Origin of the sequence: Veillonella sp. DNF00869, assembly GCF_001553345.1 — a bacterium.
In the GTDB taxonomy this organism is placed as follows: Bacteria; Bacillota; Negativicutes; order Veillonellales; family Veillonellaceae; genus F0422.
The window spans coordinates 293,278-309,451 of the sequence record NZ_KQ960771.1 but is presented as its reverse complement, the minus strand read 5'-3'; the positions used below and the strand labels follow the sequence as shown (position 1 = coordinate 309,451).

15 protein-coding genes and 2 riboswitches are annotated in these 16,174 nt (G+C 39.3%); of the genes, 14 read left to right on the top strand and 1 reads right to left on the bottom strand.

From position 1 onward, the window contains the following. The first annotated feature begins 85 nt into the window (after positions 1–85). The 8 genes from HMPREF3032_RS07765 (at position 86) to HMPREF3032_RS05740 (ending at position 7,936) form a co-directional block, all read left to right on the top strand. The gene (locus HMPREF3032_RS07765; protein ID WP_369813343.1) at positions 86–235 is read left to right on the top strand and encodes a putative holin-like toxin; all 150 of its coding nucleotides are present in this window, start codon (positions 86–88) and stop codon (positions 233–235) included. 267 nt (positions 236–502) lie between these two features. Further along, on the top strand, positions 503–2,329 hold the full coding sequence (locus HMPREF3032_RS05770) for a B12-binding domain-containing radical SAM protein (protein ID WP_062402923.1): 1,827 nt from the start codon (positions 503–505) through the stop codon (positions 2,327–2,329). A 1-nt stretch (position 2,330) separates the two neighbouring features. Further along, complete coding sequence (locus HMPREF3032_RS05765) at positions 2,331–3,293, top strand: tRNA modification radical SAM protein MnmL/YtqA (protein ID WP_062402921.1); 963 nt, start codon at positions 2,331–2,333, stop codon at positions 3,291–3,293. 10 nt (positions 3,294–3,303) lie between these two features. After that, the gene (locus HMPREF3032_RS05760; protein WP_062402918.1) at positions 3,304–4,275 is read left to right on the top strand and encodes a PhoH family protein; all 972 of its coding nucleotides are present in this window, start codon (positions 3,304–3,306) and stop codon (positions 4,273–4,275) included. Continuing rightward, positions 4,272–4,748 (top strand): rRNA maturation RNase YbeY, encoded by a 477-nt coding sequence (ybeY, locus tag HMPREF3032_RS05755; RefSeq protein ID WP_062402915.1) that lies wholly within the window; start codon positions 4,272–4,274, stop codon positions 4,746–4,748. Before HMPREF3032_RS05760 ends, ybeY begins: the two co-directional genes overlap by 4 nt. Then, positions 4,741–5,640, top strand: a complete 900-nt coding sequence (gene era, locus HMPREF3032_RS05750) for a GTPase Era (RefSeq protein ID WP_062402913.1) — start codon at positions 4,741–4,743, stop codon at positions 5,638–5,640. Before ybeY ends, era begins: the two co-directional genes overlap by 8 nt. 162 nt (positions 5,641–5,802) lie before the next feature. Continuing rightward, entirely contained in the window at positions 5,803–7,104 is a 1,302-nt protein-coding gene (locus tag HMPREF3032_RS05745; RefSeq protein ID WP_062402911.1) for a hemolysin family protein, read from the top strand. Between the two features lie 139 nt (positions 7,105–7,243). After that, positions 7,244–7,936 (top strand): DNA repair protein RecO, encoded by a 693-nt coding sequence (locus HMPREF3032_RS05740; RefSeq protein ID WP_062402908.1) that lies wholly within the window; start codon positions 7,244–7,246, stop codon positions 7,934–7,936. A gap of 132 nt (positions 7,937–8,068) precedes the next feature. On the opposite strand, the gene cytX is transcribed toward HMPREF3032_RS05740, so the two are convergent. Next, positions 8,069–9,262, bottom strand: a complete 1,194-nt coding sequence (cytX, locus tag HMPREF3032_RS05735) for a putative hydroxymethylpyrimidine transporter CytX (RefSeq protein WP_062402905.1) — start codon at positions 9,260–9,262, stop codon at positions 8,069–8,071. Between the two features lie 143 nt (positions 9,263–9,405). Then, positions 9,406–9,513, bottom strand: a riboswitch (TPP riboswitch). 181 nt (positions 9,514–9,694) lie between these two features. Then, positions 9,695–9,791, top strand: a riboswitch (TPP riboswitch). A 66-nt stretch (positions 9,792–9,857) separates the two neighbouring features. On the opposite strand from cytX, the gene thiD reads away from it, so the two are divergent. The 6 genes from thiD to rplS all read left to right on the top strand — a co-directional run bounded on the left by thiD (position 9,858) and on the right by rplS (position 16,088). Continuing rightward, on the top strand, positions 9,858–10,664 hold the full coding sequence (gene thiD / locus HMPREF3032_RS05730; RefSeq protein WP_062402902.1) for a bifunctional hydroxymethylpyrimidine kinase/phosphomethylpyrimidine kinase: 807 nt from the start codon (positions 9,858–9,860) through the stop codon (positions 10,662–10,664). A gap of 94 nt (positions 10,665–10,758) precedes the next feature. Beyond that, a complete protein-coding gene (gene thiE / locus HMPREF3032_RS05725) occupies positions 10,759–11,430 on the top strand; it encodes a thiamine phosphate synthase (RefSeq protein WP_197413493.1) in 672 nt (223 codons plus the stop codon). Positions 11,431–11,808: 378 nt separating this feature from the next. Next, on the top strand, positions 11,809–12,684 hold the full coding sequence (gene glyQ, locus HMPREF3032_RS05720; protein ID WP_009354040.1) for a glycine--tRNA ligase subunit alpha: 876 nt from the start codon (positions 11,809–11,811) through the stop codon (positions 12,682–12,684). A 1-nt stretch (position 12,685) separates the two neighbouring features. After that, positions 12,686–14,719, top strand: coding sequence for a glycine--tRNA ligase subunit beta (gene glyS, locus HMPREF3032_RS05715; protein ID WP_062402899.1), 2,034 nt, complete (start codon positions 12,686–12,688; stop codon positions 14,717–14,719). A 6-nt stretch (positions 14,720–14,725) separates the two neighbouring features. Continuing rightward, a complete protein-coding gene (locus tag HMPREF3032_RS05710) occupies positions 14,726–15,619 on the top strand; it encodes a zinc metalloprotease HtpX (protein WP_062402896.1) in 894 nt (297 codons plus the stop codon). A gap of 127 nt (positions 15,620–15,746) precedes the next feature. Continuing rightward, positions 15,747–16,088 (top strand): 50S ribosomal protein L19, encoded by a 342-nt coding sequence (rplS, locus tag HMPREF3032_RS05705; protein ID WP_062402893.1) that lies wholly within the window; start codon positions 15,747–15,749, stop codon positions 16,086–16,088. The last annotated feature ends 86 nt before the right edge of the window (positions 16,089–16,174 follow it).

Genomic DNA, 16,174 nt, shown 5'->3' with positions numbered 1-16,174 from the left:
CGAAGGCTGCTACACCTAACTGCGTTCCTCTTGGGTAGGGAACTATATTGATAAATATTAACATTTTGAGTAATTTTATAGTATAATGGAGATTAGAAGAGTCATTAACGTGTTGTTAGGCTCATCTCTTCCTTTTATGGGAGGAGGTGATACTATGACTGCATATGAAAAATTATCTTTATTGATTCAATTTTCTATGTTAATTGTAGAAGTTATTCGTTGCTTTTATAGCTAATGAAAACGCCTAACTAAATGAGGTTTTACGGCCCTCACACGTTAGGCGAAATCAAATTTTGACTTTTTGAGATGAGCCTAACGCCAGCTACACGTTGATGGCTCTTCTTTTTTACATGTCAAGTATACCATACTTTGCAAAAAAATACTACTTGTTCCTATGTCTAACTGCGTCGCTCTAAGAGTTAAATTATGGGAGAGGTTTGTGTTTTGTGGTATAATGAAATAATAGCCGATGAACTAGGTTCATTCGATGAGTGAGGTACAAATGAAAGTTATTATTTCAACGTTGAATTCAAAATATATACATTCTTCTTTGGCGTTGCGTTATTTGCAGGCTTATGGAAGAACGAAGGACGAGGCATATGAGATAGTGGAATACACTATTAATATGCCTATTTTAGATATCTTAAATCATGTGACTACATTAGATGCAGATGTATTAGGCTTTGCTTGTTATATTTGGAATATTGATATGACATTGCATCTTTGTTCTATGATTAAAGCGGTCCGTCCTAATATAAAAATTATCTTAGGTGGTCCTGAGGTGAGTTATACGGCGCGGGAACTATTAGAGGATAATCCATATATTGATTATATTGTACAAGGGGAAGCTGAGGAGGCTTTCACTTCTTTTGTGAAAGCGATTCGTACGGGGCAATCTCCGGTGAATCCTGTCATACCTGGTATTTTAGGCCGGGAACAGGATCACATTCAAGGGTCTGAAGAGGCTGTAGAGGTGAAGGATCTAAGCACCATACCTTTCCCGTACACGGAAGAAGATATGCTTACCTTGGGAAATAAAATTGTCTATTATGAATCTTCTCGAGGTTGTCCGTTTAGTTGCCAGTATTGTTTATCTGGTAATCGTAACACCGTACGATTCTTTCCACAAGAGCGGGTATTACAGGAGTTAGCATGGTTTGTGGATCACAATGTAAAACAGGTGAAGTTTGTGGATCGTACGTTCAACTGTGCGCCTCATCATCATATTCCATTGATGGAGTGGATGCGTGACCATGGTGGCAATACAAACTTTCACTTGGAAATGGAATCCATTTTAATGACCGAAAAAGAAGTAGAGATTTTAAGTTCTACTCGCCATGGTCAAATACAGATTGAGGTAGGCGTTCAAAGTACGCATGATAAAACATTAGAGGCTATCCATCGCCGTAATGATTGGGGCCGTATTGAGTCTGTGATTCCTCCTATTATCAAGGCAGGGCGTACACATGTGCATATGGATTTAATTGTGGGTTTGCCCTATGAAAGTAAAGCTATTTTTGAAACATCTTTCAATGATTTGTTCAGTTTACAACCCCATGCGTTGCAGATTGGATTTTTAAAGCTATTAAAAGGTTCTGGCGTGCGTTCTATGGCAGAATACGAGTACATTGCGAATCCGAAAGCACCTTACGAAGTATTACAAACCCATGTCTTACCATATGATGATGTACGCATGTTAAAACATTTTGAAGATGTGTTTGAACGTTTCTATAATAGTGAACGGTATCGCACAGTTTTTGGGTACATTAGTGAAAGTTTAATCCAAGAAGGATCGGCCTTTGCTTATTTTGAAGACATGACCAAGTTATGGTTAGAAAAAGGGAATCAAGACCGTAAATTAAATGATGCTGATCAAATAGCATTCCTTTATGAGTTCTTCACATTGAAAGGGAACCAAGTAGCCTGTGATTTACTGCGCTACGATGTATTGACATCTTTCAATGGGAAAATTCGTGATGAACGATTTGGTTTGTCCAAAGACAGAAAACAAGAAATGCAAGATGCCGAAATATTCTGGCGTGAGAAAAGTTTGGTACGACAATATATCCCTAACTATTCCTTTGTGGAGTGGCGGAGAATCCGACAGGATTATCATACAATTGAGGTGTGTGGTGAGGCATTGCTATACTTAGGAATTAATAATTTTGATGATTCTATGACAGATACTGTTATACTAAGTAATACATATGTCATCATCATCGATGTAAAAGGTGAGACGAAACCTTTTATACGTCCTCAACAATGTGTAGATACGAATTTGAATTATCGAGAACATATTGCTAGTTCAACTATCAGGGAGGAGGTGTGATATGAGTGATACCACAAAGCCAAAGCGGTATCGTATGATATCTACTTTTTACAAAGAGCGATATGGGGAAAAGGCTTATAAAATTCCAGTGGCATTACCGTTGACATGCCCTAATCGCGATGGATCAGCAGGTGTAGGTGGATGTACCTTCTGTGGTGAAATTGGAGCAGGCTATGAAAATCGACCAGCCTCTATGACGGTGAAACAGCAAATTGATGAAACAGTGGTGCATATTGCAAAAAAGTATAAGGCCTATAAATATATACCGTATTTTCAGAATTTTAGTAACACCTATTTACCACCAGAGAAGTTTCGCCAGTATGTGGAAGAAGCTTGCTTAGAACATGTGGTAGGCATTGCCATTGCCACACGTCCAGACTGTGTACATGATGCCTATTTAGATATTTTAAAAGATATACAAAACAAATATGGTATTGATATCTATGTAGAATTAGGCTTACAATCGGTGAACTATCATACATTACAAAAGGTAAACCGAGGACATACGATGGCGGAGTTTATCGATGCAGTATTGCGCATCAAGCGTTATGGATTTGAAGTGTGTGCTCATATGATACTGAACCTTCCATGGGACACCATGGACGATGTCATTGAAGGGGCAAAAACTTTATCAGCCTTACAAGTAGACCAAGTGAAGCTTCATGCATTATACTTAGTAAAGAATACGAAAATGGCACGTGATTATGAGGCTGGTGAATTTACCTTAATCAGTGCAGAAGAATACGCTCGACGAGTGGTAGAATTTTTACGTTACCTAGACCCTAAGATTGTATTACAACGACTAGTAGGACGTGCGCCAGAGGAAAATACAATCTTCACGAATTGGTCTATGGGCTGGTGGCGCGTACAAGATTTGATTGATCAAATTATGGAAGACGAAGATATTTCTCAAGGCAGTGGCTATGATTATTTACATGGCGCTGCGGTTCAAAAATTTCTGTGAAAGGGAGCATATGGCTAATCAGAGATTTACCATACCTACTTATGACATGGTAGGACCTATCGTGGGACCTCAAGGATCTCACATGAAAGTATTAGAAGAACTAGTAACAGTAGATATATTACATCGAGATACCATTGTGGATATAACAGGTTCAGAGGAATCTGTACAAGTAGCAATGGAAGTGTTAGATGTACTGTTATACTTGTTTAAAAATCATATTAAAATCACTGATCATCATGTGCGAACAGCTACCACGATGATCTTGAAAGGCGAAAAAGAATCACTTTTCCAGTTATATGAAGATACTATCAATGTGACTGTGAAGGGGAATCCTATTATTCCTAAAACAGTGGGCCAAAAACAATATGTAGATAGTATCCGTCGCAATACGATCACCTTTGGCATTGGTCCTGCGGGAACAGGAAAAACCTATTTAGCTGTTGCACTGGCAGCATTTTACTTGAAAAATCGTGAAGTGGATCGTATTATTTTGACAAGACCTGCTGTAGAGGCAGGGGAAAAGCTAGGATATTTGCCAGGTGATTTACAAGAAAAAGTAGACCCTTATTTACGTCCTCTCTATGATGCTTTACATGATATGTTCGGTGTAGAACGAGTGCAGAAGATGCTCTTACAAGGGACTATCGAGGTAGCACCATTGGCTTACATGCGTGGTCGAACCTTGGAACGTTCCTTTGTGATCCTTGATGAAGGGCAGAATACGACGCCAGAACAGATGAAAATGTTTTTAACTCGCTTAGGGTATCAGTCGAAAATGGTGGTTAATGGAGACCCAACGCAAATTGACTTGCCACCGAAGATAACATCTGGTTTGATTGAAGCAGAGCAAGTGTTACAACGCATCAAAGGGATTCGGTGTATTTATTTTTCTGACCAAGATGTGGTGCGTCATGATTTGGTAGGTCGTATTGTGAAAGCCTATGAAGAATATCAACTTTCAGAGAAAGGGAAACGAGAATGATTGTAAGTATTTCCTATGATGAGGGAATCGAACAGAATAGCACTTACGAGGAAGTCATTCAACGGTGCTGTAATGAAGTGGCTCGTGTGTATGGATTACACGAGGAAGATGAATATAGTGTGCTCCTCTGTAACAACGGAAAAATTCAGGAATTAAATCGTGAATACCGTGGTAAAGATATGCCTACAGATGTATTATCGTTTGCCCTCAATGAAGGAGATGAAGCTTCTATCGAGGAAGAAGGACAGTTATTAGGGGATATTGTCATTTCCCTTGAGCGAGCAGCAGATCAAGCGAAAGAGTATAATCATGATTTTATTCGTGAACTTGCCTATTTAACTGTTCATAGCTGTTTACACATTTTAGGCTATGACCATATGATAGATGAAGATAAAAAAGAAATGCGCACAGAGGAAGAATTTGTGCTTGGTAATTTAGGTTATGTACGAGAGGATATGCCATATAATGAATAGTGGAAAAGGATTTAAATCAGGCTTTGTAGCCGTTGTAGGACGACCAAATGTAGGAAAGTCTACATTAATTAATGCATTGATTGATGATAAAATTGTTATCGTATCTGATAAAGCGCAAACGACACGAAACCGTATTGTTTGTGTCTATACAGATGAAAAGAAACAAATCGTGTTCATGGATACACCAGGGATTCATAAGCCAAAACATAAATTAGGTGAATTCATGGTAGACCAAGCGGTAGATTCTTTGCGTGAAGTAGAGGCTGTCTTATTTGTAGTGGCAGCTAATGAGAAGCGTGGTCCTGGTGACAACTTTGTCATTGAACAACTTCGTAAGGTGAATGTACCAGTGTTCCTCATTGTGAATAAAATTGATACGATGGAAAAGCAAGACTTGTTAGAGGCTATCGTATCCTATGAAAATAGCTATCCTTTTGAAGCGGTGGTACCGATTTCTGCGAAAGAAAAAGACAATATTGAGGAAGTGGTGAATTTATTAGAAAAACATTTACCGGAAGGTCCAAAATACTTCCCAGATGATATGATTACAGATCAACCGGAACGTTTGATTATCTCTGATATTGTGCGTGAAAAAATCCTGTTACAGACTCATGATGAAATTCCTCATGCCATTGCTGTTGATGTAGATGAAATGAAGACAAGAGAGGATGGCACTACCTATGTACGAGCTACTATCTATGTAGAGCGAGATTCTCAAAAAGGTATCATCATTGGTAAACAAGGAGCCATGTTAAAAACTATTGGCCGCCAAGCTCGTGGTGATGTAGAGCGTTTATTGGCTACAAAAGTATTCCTAGATTTATGGGTAAAAGTGAAAAAAGACTGGCGCAATAAATCTGGTATGTTATCTGAATTGGGATATCGGAATTAATACTTAAGGCCGGTTATTTTATGGCACGCTGTTAATTTTTTAGGTCATAGTGTAGACAATATTACGTATGAAAAATCACATACCTTGAGATAGAGTATGGTATTGTTAAAATAGTGTATATAGAAAGGACTGATTTATATCGATACCCCCGTCACGGGTGGCATGATTCTATTTGCCATCTTTTGTATTTTAATCATTAGTTTGTTTGTTATAAGTAAATTCTCCTTTGCTCGTTTACGAGAAGAACATCTAGAAGATATGGACTCCTTGAGTGATGGAAAAAAAGAAGAATTACGTGAATTATACCAACGGCCAGAACGGTTTATGAATACGTCCACTTTCTTTATTCTCTTCTTTATAGTCGTTTTAGCAGTCTATGTAGGACGCTATTTAGAAGATGGGACTGATGTGGTATTACATTATTTAGGAGTGTATGATGCCACATATGCCATTATAGTAGAATGGATTGTATTAGCATTATTTGCTGTAGTAGTGCTCATATTTGGTGAAATTATTCCCAAAGGGCTGGCATTATCCTTCCCTGAACGCTATGTGGGGACTACAGTGACGATTGTTCGGTTAGCTGGAAAAATTGTAATTCCTTTTGTATATCTTGCGGAACAAATTGGTAATACAGTACTGAAAGCTTTCAAAGCTCCCTATCGTACAGAAATCGATCTAGTGCATACAGAAGAAGAAATCCGTGCCTTGGTAAGCCGTAGTCATCAACAAGGTGAAATTGACCATGTGGAAGGTGAGCTTATCGATAACGTATTCGATTTTGTGGATCGCATTGCGAAAGAAGTTATGATTCCTCGACAAGATGTGGTGTGTGTATATACCCAAGATAGTTTTGAAGAGACCATGCATATCGTATCCTCTACAAGCCACACAAGATATCCATTGTGTTTAGAAGATAAAGATCATATTATCGGCCTTGTGCATATTAAGGATTTAATGGAACGCCGTGAAGAGGCGAGTAAAGATTTACGTTCCATACGTCGTAATATTCTTATCATTCCAGAAGTGATGAAGTTATCTGTTCTATTACAACACATGCGGACACGTCGTATTTATCAAGCTATTGTGGTGGATGAATACGGGGGTATGGTTGGCTTAGTAGGTTTAGAAGATATCCTAGAAGAACTGGTGGGGGATATTCAAGATGAGCACGAACGTGACTTGCCTGCCATTGTTCAAAATCCTAATGGAACTTATAACTTTGCCGGTAAAGTGCTGGTGGATGAGGTAGAAGATCTATTGGATATTTCCTTTGGTGATGTGGACGAAGATACTATTGGTGGTGTTATTTTCGGTATGTTAGAGCGAACACCTGCCATTGGTGACGTCATTACCGTAGATGGATATACTTTCACAGTCACAGAAATGCAAGGATATCGAATAGAACGTGTATATGCCGTGCCAGTGCCTGTTGAAGAAGAAATAGATGACGAATCAAATTAATAGATACTGTATGTAATACTTATAGGAATTTTAAGTTTGTAGAGTATGTATATGTAGAAGAATATCAAGAGTATATACAAGGATAATACATGTATTGCTGAATTAGTAGTAATATACTGTTAAGTATGAGGTATTGTAGATGAAAGCAAATACGTTTACTAGTGAAGCCATCGTACTGTGGCGTAAAAAACGAAAATACTATAGTATCTATGCATTCCTCACAAAGTTAGAAGGCATTATACTTTGTTCTGTGCCTCATAAACGTAAAGCTAACTATAAAGAAGGAGCGTATTTGCAACCTTTAAGCCGTTTATATTTGACCGTAGCTCCTAACGGAGACATGTACGATATTATCCAGATAGATGGGATTTCTACACGTGATTATGAAAGTTTAGAAGATATTTCCTATGCTACCTTTAGCGGTGAACTGGTAAGTGCTTTATTTGAAAAAGGTAAATTAGACCGCAGTGTATATACGAACATGAGCCGATTTTTACAATCTATACAGGATAAACCCATTCGCTTAGGTTCTATTGTGCTGGGGTGGCATATGTTAAGTCTGGCGGGATTTGTGCCACAAGGGCAACATTGTGAAGACCCTGAGGTAATGGCAAGTCTTTGCGATGAAATCTATGAAGCCTGTCAGTATGTAGTGAAACAAGAACTACAACAAGGGATAACAATGCTTTTGAACTATGATTGGATTCCTACAAAGCCTTTACGTCTTACTGCGAATCAATGGGATCAATTAGAAATTCTATTGCGAAAACTTTTGACATATCAACTAGGATATACATTGCATAGCATTGAGTTTTTAGAGACGATGATATAATTAATATATTAAAATGAAAACAGGAGCTACCTTTCATAGAAGGAATGCTCCTGTTTTGATTTGTGAAGTTATTGTAAAGTGTATAATGAAATAATGAGTGCTTATATACGCACTAAATAGTATAGTAAGCGGTTATATTTCTTTTTTCTTTTTAGAAATTAGGCTAATGATATAGGCCGTTGCAATGGTTGCTAATGCTGTTCCTACGATAGTAGATAGGCTAGCCCCTAAGAATGGGTTGCTGTCAAGGAATTGATGGTACATATAAGTACCAGATGCCCAACAAATGATATACAAGCTAGGTCCATGGTCAAGGTGTGGACAATGACGTAATAAGAAATAGTGAGTTAATAAAATAGCAATCATTGGGGCAAATACGGATCCAATCATATATAAGAAAGGAATGATATTATCCATTGGATAGATGGATGCACCGATGGTGCCGATGACGGTAACGATAATACCGATGGTACGACCAGAATATTTAGTCTGCAAGCTTTCAGAGGAAATACCAGCAGATAAGGCATCCATAAAAGTAGTTGTGACAGTAGAGAATACGATGATAATTAACCCACCAAATCCTAAGCCAGCATGAAGTAGAACCTTTGCAATGTTGCTTTCATTTGTATAGAGGGCCGCAGCGAGGCCTAATACATACATGACAGAACTAGTTACGCCGTATACGATGGCACTAGATGCAGTACCTGCCACAGGGTTCTTGGATAATCGAGTATAATCACTAATCAATGGTAGCCAAGACAATGGCATAGCAATGGATAATTCTAAGGCCGCTGTGAAAGTCAGTTCATCAGTGATGATTCCTTGACTGTGAATGGAACTTTCTTGTAACAAGCTAATCAACAAATAGATACAGAGGATACCTAAGCCGTAGCCCATGATACTGTTGATGTAGCCCATGTTACGGATACCGATAAAGAGCCATACAATGATTAAAGCGCCGATGATGACAGTCCACGCAGTGAAGGGCAGACTCCACAATTCTACAGCACCAAGAGCACCGTCATAAATCATAATACCGGTCCAACCAATCAGTTGCAGAACGTTTAAAATGGAAAATAATTTCATGCCTCCATTGCCAAAGACAGTGGATACAGTTTGCATAGAACTCATATGTTCACGCGCTCCGATAAGACCAGCGCCAAATAATAATAAACAGCCGATGACGTGACCAATGATGATGGCTAATAGACCATCGGAAAATCCTAGAGGCGCAAAATAGGTGCCCGTCATAATTTCCGCAATGGAAAGAGCGGCGCCGAACCAAATGAGGGACAACCGCGATGATGAAAGTTTTGAATCAGTCATGAATACTCCTATCCATGCCAGTGGGAACAAAAAAGACTAATCCAAAATGATTAGCCTCTAGATGATAGATATTCTTAAGATACCTAGTATTGCAAATAGGAACCATATGGTAATGTGCCCTTATGTGTTTGTATAGGTACTACAAAAATATACTAATATATCCCTACGTTGGCATTATCCAAATCAGGTTATGGGTTAGTAACACGTAGCTACTTCTCAGCCCACTTCAGTGAGCACCCCTTATAGATGTATTATACGAATTGAATGATACTACGTCAATAGGAATGTATAGGTGAATCTAATGTATTATATGAAATACATAGACTATATGAATATCTATATTGAGAAAAAATATCTTAATAGTGAAAATAGCTCAACTGTTATTTATTGTATTGCATTGGGTACTATTTCATGTTATAACTAAATTAATATAAGAACCACTAGGGGTGTTTATGCTGAGATTGATGAGTATCAAAACCCTAGACCTGAATCAGATAATGCTGGCGTAGGAAAGTGGATGGTATCGAATACTAGGAATTGTACAAGAACCGTCCCAAGGATTGGTTCTTTTTTGTTACTAGTAAAGGAGATACCTATGAAATTACATAGAGCGTTAACGATTGCAGGAACAGATCCAACAGGTGGTGCAGGGGTGATGGCGGACTTGAAAAGCTTTCAAAGTCGTCACGTCTATGGTATGGCTGTCATTACATCTGTAGTAGCGCAAAATACGAAAGGTGTGACACAGATTGCTCATATGGATGTATCTATGATTGAAGCACAGTTACAATCGGTGTATACTGATATCGTGCCAGAAGCAGTAAAAACAGGCATGTTAGCCACAGCAGAAATGATGGAACTCATCGGTACTTATATTGATCCTAAGGTACCCTATGTATTAGACCCAGTGATGATTGCCACCAGCGGGGACCGTCTTATCTCCGATGAGGCTGTGAAAGCCTTGCAAAGTACATTAATTCCTAAGGCTACATTGATTACGCCCAACCGCAGTGAAGCGGAAGTGTTGGCAGATATGAAAATCGATACGGTAGAAGCTTTGCATACAGCAGGGATTCGTATATTACAAGAATTGGGCCCTCAAGCGGTCATCATCAAAGGCGGTCATATCGGAGATGAAGCGACAGATTACTTGTTTACAAAAGATACTATGTCCATGCGCCGGTCTTGGACTAGTCCTAAATACGACACAGTACATACTCACGGTACAGGCTGCACATTCTCAGCTGTCATAACAGCAGAACTAGCTAAAGGTAAATCCGTGGAAGATGCTATTACGATTGGTAAAGAATATATTCGGTTAGCTATCTTACATAATCCAGGACTGGGCACAGGCAATGGACCGGTGAATCATATGGCCTATGGGGATGAATATTCTGAGTAATACAGGTATGATCCATATCATATCAACCATACTTAGTGTCGTGGTATACTATAAGTAATCTGTTTTGGTTGTTATATAAGAAACGAGGATTATTTTGAAACATCATGATATAGATACAGTGCGCTCCATGATGGGGTTGTACTTCATTTGTGGAACACTGAATACGAAGGATATTCACAAGAACCTTACAGAAGCTTGTAAAGGCGGTATTACTTGCTTTCAACTTCGTGAAAAAGGAGAAGGAGCTCTTGTAGGGGAGGAAAAAGAACAGTTGGCACGAGAGTTACAACACATTTGTAAGGAATATGGTGTGCCTTTCATCATTAATGATGATGTAGAATTAGCTGAAAAGATAGGCGCTGATGGCGTCCATCTGGGACAAGACGATATGGACCTTGACGAAGTACGCAAACGATTGCCTCACGCCCTTGTGGGGACGTCTATTAACTCTGTAGAAGAGTTAGAGAACACAAAGTTGGACTATGTGGATTATATCGGCGTAGGTCCTATGTATGCGACAAGTACAAAGAAAGATGCCAAAACTGTGCGAGGGCCCGAATTAATTTTAGCTTTACGTGCTCATAATCCAACTATTCCTATGGTGGCTATTGGTGGTATCAATCGAGATAATTTTGATGATGTGTTAGCGGAACCAGTGGACGGTATTGCGGTAATCTCAGCTATTACGGAAATGGAAGATATCGAATATGAAACGGCCATGTGGATAGAGAACATGGAATGGTGTAAGATGTTTTTGGAAAAATAATCTACTGAACATATTTCGTGATTATTGAGAAATAAGGGTACAATAAAAGCAATTAAGAATTTACATTGTCGATTAGATGGATACACCTTGACACTAACCGCTTTTATCCATACAATAGTATATATACATAGGCGATGAAGCAGAGGAGTATACTCCCCATAGCGAGTGAGGATGGTGCAAGCTCACAATGGAGTAGAAGGCGCTGTGGAGCATGAGCAGGAACGTTGTACCATACTAAGTGTGGACAATTAGTAAAGGCTATTTTTTAAAAGAGGGCATTAGCCAATTAGGGTGGAACCGCGGGTATATCTCGTCCCTGTAGCGATTTTCGTTGCAGGGACTTTTTTTATTCCCTGTAAAACATAAGGAGGAATGGAAATGACATTTCAAGAGATGATTTTTACACTCCAAAACTTCTGGGGTGAACAAGGTTGCATTTTGCAACAACCGTATGATATTGAAAAAGGGGCGGGTACTATGAACCCAGCTACCTTCTTACATGCTTTAGGGCCTGAACCTTGGTCTGTATGTTATGTAGAGCCATCCCGTCGTCCAGCAGACGGTCGCTATGGTGACAATCCGAATCGTTTGTTCCAACATCACCAATTTCAAGTTATCATTAAACCGTCTCCGGACAATATTCAAGAATTATACTTACAAAGTTTGGCGGCTCTTGGTATTCATGCGGAAGATCACGATATCCGTTTTGTAGAAGATAACTGGGAATCTCCAACATTAGGCGCTTGGGGGCTTGGTTGGGAAGTTTGGTTAGATGGCATGGAAGTAACGCAATTTACTTATTTCCAACAAGTAGGCTCTATCGATGTAAAACCAGTGTCTGTAGAAATTACATACGGCTTAGAACGTTTGGCTATGTACATTCAAGGCGTAGAAAATGTATACGATTTACAATGGAATGAACAATACACATATGGCGATGTATGGCATGCGAACGAAGTAGAACAATCTACATACAGCTTTGAATTAGCCGATACAGATATGTTGTTCAAATTGTTCGACATGTACGAAGCAGAGGCGACACGTGTATGTCAATTAGGATTTGTATTGCCGGCCTACGATTATGTATTAAAATGTTCTCATACATTTAACTTGTTAGATGCACGTGGTGCCATTTCTATTTCTGAAAGAACAGCTTTCATCGGCCGTGTTCGTAACATGGCTCGTATTTGTGCGCAAAACTATTTGGCGAAACGAGAAGAACTTGGTTTCCCATTGTTGAAAGGAGATAAATAAGATGGCTAAGGATTTACTCTTTGAAATTGGGGCAGAAGAAATTCCTGCGGGATTTTTGCCAAATATTATCAAACAATTAGGTGAATTGGCGACAGCGGCTTTGGCAGAGCGTCATATTCCACATGGCGCTGTAAAAGTATACGCCACACCTCGTCGTGTAGCTTTGTTGATCAATGATGTAGCAGAACGTGGTGAAGATGTTCATGAAACTCACAAAGGTCCATCTGTATCTATCGCCTATGATGGAGACGGTAACCCTACAAAAGCAGCCATCGGTTTTGCTCGAGGTAAAGGATTAGATGTATCTGAATTGAAAGTAGTAGATGGCTACATCTTTGCTGACACAACGACAGCTGGTTTAGATACAAAAGAAGTCTTATCTGACGTATTGCCATCTTTGATTACAGGATTAAGTTTCCCTAAATCTATGCATTGGGGCGATTTAGAAGAGCGTTTTGTACGCCCAGTACGTTGGTTGGTGGCATTGTACGGTCAAGACGTGGTGCCAGTGACATTTGCCAATGTAACAAGCACGAACGTGAGCCGTGGACATCGTTTCCTTGGTGAATCTGAATTGACTATAGCTGAACCAAAAGACTATGTAGATACGTTAACTAAGAACTTCATTATGATCGACCAAGACGTACGTCGTGAAACAATTCGTAAACAATTAACAGAACTAGCAGCTACGAAAGGTGCTACAGTGGTGTGGGACGAAGACTTATTAGAAGAAGTTACTTACCTAGTAGAATATCCAACGGCTCTTTGTGGTACCTTTGATGAAAGCTATTTAGCGTTGCCATCTGATTGCATCATTACACCAATGAAAGACCATCAACGTTACTTCCCAATGGTGGATGGCAAAGGAAAATTGCTTCCTATGTTCTTGACAGTTCGCAATGGGGATAGCAAATCCTTAGAAGTTGTGGCAGCTGGTAATGAACGTGTGCTTCGTGCTCGTTTAGATGATGCGAAATTCTTCTTTAATGAAGACCGTAAAACCCCATTAGCAGGTCGTTATGAAGCATTGACAAAAATTGTCTTCCAAGAAGGGTTGGGCAATTTGAAAGATAAAACAGAACGTCTATTAACATTAGGTGCTGCCTTAGCAAAAGAAGTAGGCTTTGCAGATACAGCTACCTTAGAACGTGCTACACATCTTGCTAAAACAGACTTAACTACAGGCATGGTCAGCGAATTTACTGAATTACAAGGTATTATGGGTAAAGAATATGCTTTACTAGATGGCGAAACACCAGCCGTAGGGGACGCCATTTTTGAACAATACTTACCTCGTTTTGCAGTGGATATTTTACCTGCTACAGATGCAGGACGTATTTTGAGTATCGTAGATAAAGTGGATACGATTGTAGCTACTTTCAGCCGTGGTTTAATTCCAACAGGTTCTCAAGATCCATATGCATTGCGCCGTCAAACCATTGGTATTATCAACATCTTGATGAATAGCAAATGGTCCTTGTCCATGCGTCCAATCTGGGTAAAAGCGATGGAATTATTGGGCGTGGCTAGTGAAAAACAAGAAGAATTACTAGGTCAATTAGAAAACTTCTTTATCCTTCGCTTGAAAAATATCTTGTTAGAACAAGGTATGCCATATCAAGTAGTAGATATCGTATTGAGCCAAGAGACTGTGACTGTAGCACTGGCAGAAGGGTTAGGACAAGCCTTAACAGCCAACCGTTTGGATGAAAATGAACCATTAATGCAAGCTTACACACGTATTTTCAACATGGTGAAAGACGTGACTTTCACAGGCGTTGACGAATCCTTATTGAAAGAAGATTCCGAACAAGCCTTGTACAAAGCGGCACTACCTGTGTATACAACGAATCGTAATGCCCTAGAAGCTGGAGACTATGTGAAAGCGGTAAGCTTTGCAGAATCTTTGGTCCCTTATATTGAAACATTCTTTGAGCATGTTATGGTTATGGATAAAGATGAAGCTGTAAAACAAAATCGTCTTCAATTATTGCGTATGACTTATGAAGTAAGTAACTTGGGTAAATTGAAGTAGGGTCATATGATTGTTACAGTACTAACATTTTTTGCCAATCTATTCATCATTGGCAGTATTGTGTATATGTACCAGGTTATCTTTGGGCCTATTGATCATCCGTTTTTGATGAAAGCGATGGACCTCTTTCATGTGCGTATTAACCTGGAAAATATTAGCTATGCCGTAGCAGGTACCTCTGTGTTACTTGTGGCGGCACTAGCGCAAATTCCTTGGTTTCATCGCATTACCATGTGGCTCTATGGGGGGCGTCGACCAATAGGGCAAGAGGTAGAGATTCTACAGATGATTCAGAAGGATATACAAAACCATACGGGCATCGATATGTCGCAATTCGATTGGTTTATCAAAAATGATGATTCCATCAACGCCTTTGCAATGGGACATAATCGAATTTGTCTCAATACGGGGGCTATCATACAGCTGCCATATGACGAATTACTAGGTATAGTGGCTCACGAAATGGGGCATATTCATCATAAAGATGGAGCCTATGGATTCTCTTGCTTCTATATGAACTATTTGGGACAAATGTGCATTCGTGTGTATGAACTCTTCGCTCGTGTCATATTATGGATTCAATATTTACGACTGCCAGTAATTACATTCATTGTGCAGATTTTTTATCTTCTCGTAGTTTTACAAATTCTATTTATGCAGTGGGTCATTAAGGCGCCTTTGGTCATGATTGACTTATTCACAGGTAGACGAGCGGAGTACCGAGCTGATAAATATGCTTATGAAATCGGCTTAGGTGCTGAACTCCATAATGCATTGATTACCTTACGCAATTATACAGTTGAAACCGGTGAAAGTGGGCTCATGAGCAAACTCTATAGCACACATCCAGCTACAGAAAAACGTATTGAACGATTACGTCAATTTGTGGAGGGAAAATAGGATAAATTTTAATTTTTATGCTTGCATAAAAACTTTCTTTTGTGATAGAATAATACTGTTAATTTGAGATGGTCCTCTGCTTATAAGGTGTAAGTAACGAACGTCTGCAAAATAGGAGGAAAAAATCGTGAATATTATTGATGTATTAGAAAAAGAACAGCTTCGCTCTGACATTCCTGAGTTCCGCGCTGGTGATACTGTAAAAGTACACGTTAAAGTCGTGGAAGGTAGCCGTGAACGTATTCAGGTTTTCGAAGGTTTGGTAATCAACCGTCAAGGTGGTTCCGTTCGTGAAACTTTCACAGTTCGTCGTATCGCTTCTGGCGTTGGTGTTGAACGTGTATTCCCACTTCACAGCCCACGTCTAGCAAAAATCGAAGTAACTCGTCGCGGTATCGTTCGTCGTGCTAAATTGTACTACTTACGTAGCCTTACTGGTAAAGCTGCTCGTATTCGCGAAAAACGCTAATTTAAAAGGGTTAGCCATGAGACGTAAGTCTATGGCTAGCCTTTTTTTATTTCCTTTAGAAACTGCTAAATAGTAGGGCATATTAG

Coding starts and splice junctions, on each gene's coding strand:
- HMPREF3032_RS05745 (WP_062402911.1), top strand. CDS start 5,803: ATGATTCTATTTGCCATCTTTTGTATTTTAATCATTAGTTTGTTTGTT.
- HMPREF3032_RS05760 (WP_062402918.1), top strand. CDS start 3,304: ATGGCTAATCAGAGATTTACCATACCTACTTATGACATGGTAGGACCT.
- glyS (WP_062402899.1), top strand. CDS start 12,686: ATGGCTAAGGATTTACTCTTTGAAATTGGGGCAGAAGAAATTCCTGCG.
- HMPREF3032_RS05765 (WP_062402921.1), top strand. CDS start 2,331: ATGAGTGATACCACAAAGCCAAAGCGGTATCGTATGATATCTACTTTT.
- HMPREF3032_RS05710 (WP_062402896.1), top strand. CDS start 14,726: ATGATTGTTACAGTACTAACATTTTTTGCCAATCTATTCATCATTGGC.
- cytX (WP_062402905.1), bottom strand. CDS start 9,262: ATGACTGATTCAAAACTTTCATCATCGCGGTTGTCCCTCATTTGGTTC.
- glyQ (WP_009354040.1), top strand. CDS start 11,809: ATGACATTTCAAGAGATGATTTTTACACTCCAAAACTTCTGGGGTGAA.
- era (WP_062402913.1), top strand. CDS start 4,741: ATGAATAGTGGAAAAGGATTTAAATCAGGCTTTGTAGCCGTTGTAGGA.
- HMPREF3032_RS05770 (WP_062402923.1), top strand. CDS start 503: ATGAAAGTTATTATTTCAACGTTGAATTCAAAATATATACATTCTTCT.
- HMPREF3032_RS07765 (WP_369813343.1), top strand. CDS start 86: ATGGAGATTAGAAGAGTCATTAACGTGTTGTTAGGCTCATCTCTTCCT.
- thiD (WP_062402902.1), top strand. CDS start 9,858: ATGAAATTACATAGAGCGTTAACGATTGCAGGAACAGATCCAACAGGT.
- HMPREF3032_RS05740 (WP_062402908.1), top strand. CDS start 7,244: ATGAAAGCAAATACGTTTACTAGTGAAGCCATCGTACTGTGGCGTAAA.
- ybeY (WP_062402915.1), top strand. CDS start 4,272: ATGATTGTAAGTATTTCCTATGATGAGGGAATCGAACAGAATAGCACT.